General features: G+C 62.9%; 2 protein-coding genes. Both read left to right on the top strand.

The genetic code is table 11. The annotated features are described in order from the left end of the window. Nucleotides 1-1,233, top strand: a 1,233-nt coding sequence (gene istA / locus ABID16_RS23600; protein ID WP_354558828.1) for an IS21 family transposase, incomplete at its 5' end; no start/stop codon positions are given. After that, on the top strand, nt 1,230-1,988 hold the full coding sequence (gene istB / locus ABID16_RS23595) for an IS21-like element helper ATPase IstB (RefSeq protein WP_354558827.1): 759 nt from the start codon (nt 1,230-1,232) through the stop codon (nt 1,986-1,988). The genes istA and istB, both read left to right, overlap by 4 nt. The last annotated feature ends 103 nt before the right edge of the window (nt 1,989-2,091 follow it).

Raw genomic sequence — 2,091 nt, 5'->3', positions numbered from 1 at the left:
GAGCGCGGGTTCACCGGCGGCTACACGATCATCAAGGATTACATGCGCGAGCGAGATCAGCGTCGCCAAGAGGTGTTCGTGCCGCTGTCGCATCCACCCGGCCATGGGCAGGCGGATTTCGGCGAGGCGATGGTGATCATTGGCGGCGTGGAACGCAAGGCGCATTTCTTCGTGCTGGATCTTCCGCACAGTGACGGCTGCTACGTCAGGGCCTATCCGGCGGCGGTGGCCGAGGCCTGGGTCGATGGCCACGTGCATGCGTTTTCCTTCTTCGGGGCCGTGCCGCAATCGATCGTCTACGACAATGATCGCTGCCTGGTGGCGAAGATCCTGCCCGACGGTACACGCAAGCGCGCGACGCTGTTCAGCGGTTTTCTGTCCCACTACCTGATCCGGGATCGTTACGGCCGTCCTGGGAAAGGCAACGACAAGGGGAACGTCGAAGGTCTCGTTGGCTATGCCCGGCGCAACTTCATGGTTCCGATTCCGCAGTTTACGACATGGGATGCGTTCAACGTCTGGCTCGAGGAGCAATGCCGCAAGCGTCAGCGCGACAGACTGCGCGGCCAGAGCGAGACGATCGGAGAGCGACTACAGCGTGATCTGGCTGCTATGCGTGCGTTGCCGGCATCTCCATTCGATGCCTGCGATCAGGCCAGCGCCAAGGTGACGGCCCAGTCGCTGGTTCGCTACAAGACCAACGACTATTCCGTGCCGGTCGCCTACGGCCATCAGGATGTGTGGGTGCGCGGCTATGTCGACGAGGTGGTGATTGGTTGCCGCGGCGAGATCGTCGCCCGCCATCCGAGATGCTGGGACCGGGAGGACGTCGTCTTCGATCCCGTGCATTACCTGCCGCTGATCGAGCAGAAGATCAATGCGCTGGATCAGGCAGCACCTCTCCAGGGCTGGGACCTGCCGGAAGAGTTCGCCACGCTGCGCCGCCTGATGGAGGGCCGCATGGCAAAGCATGGCCGGCGTGAGTACGTGCAGGTTCTGCGCTTGCTGGAGAGCTTCGAGCTTGCCGACCTTCACGCGGCGGTGAAGCAGGCCCTCCAGCTCGGAGCCATCGGCTTCGACGCCGTCAAGCATCTGATCCTGTGCCGGGTGGAACGCCGACCGCCGCGACTGGACCTTTCCATCTACCCCTACCTGCCGCGGGCGACGGTCGAGACGACGTCGGCGAAGGCCTACATGCGCCTCCTGTCGTCGGATGCGGGAGAAGCGGCATGAGCACCGAAGTCCCGGAGATCCTGCTCTCCCACTACCTCAAAATCCTGAAGCTACCGACCTTCCAGCGCGAGTACCAGAAGCTGGCCCGGCACTGCGCCGCAGAGGGCGTCGATCATGTCGGATACCTCACCCGGCTTGCCGAGCGGGAGATGATCGAACGCGACCGCCGCAAGGTCGAGCGCCGCATCAAGGCGGCCAAATTCCCCGTCGTCAAAAGTCTGGACAGCTTCGACTTCGCCGCCATCCCCAAGCTCAACAAGATGCAGGTGCTGGAACTGGCCCGTTGCGAATGGATAGAGCGACGGGAGAACGTGATCGCGCTTGGGCCCAGCGGCACGGGCAAAACCCACGTGGCTCTCGGTCTCGGCCTATCAGCCTGCCAGAAGGGCCTGTCTGTCGGCTTCACGACAGCGGCCGCCTTGGTCAGCGAGATGATGGAGGCACGTGACGAGCGAAGGCTGCTGCGGTTCCAGAAGCAGATGGCAGCCTACCAGCTTCTCATCATCGATGAGCTGGGCTTTGTGCCGCTCTCAAAAACCGGCGCAGAATTACTCTTCGAGCTGATATCGCAACGATACGAGCGAGGCGCGACCCTGATCACCAGCAATCTTCCATTTGACGAATGGACGGAAACCTTGGGATCGGAGCGTCTGACCGGCGCGCTGCTGGATCGTATTACCCACCACGTCAGCATCCTCGAGATGAACGGCGACAGCTATCGTCTCGCCCAAAGTCGCGCCCGAAAGGCCGGCTGAAGCCCTCTCAAAAATCGCAGCGCGCGCATCAGACCCCCGCTCGGGCTACGCCCTCCCGCGGGTCTCATGCGCGCGCCAAGGTGGCCGACTTTTGCGCCGCCGC

It is taken from the genome of Limnomicrobium aquaticum, from assembly GCF_040545545.1.
In the GTDB taxonomy this organism is placed as follows: domain Bacteria; phylum Pseudomonadota; class Alphaproteobacteria; order Rhizobiales; family Rhizobiaceae; genus Ensifer_A; species Ensifer_A aquaticum.
The sequence above is the reverse complement of the archived record's forward strand: the minus strand, read 5'-3'. Positions and strand labels throughout refer to the sequence as shown.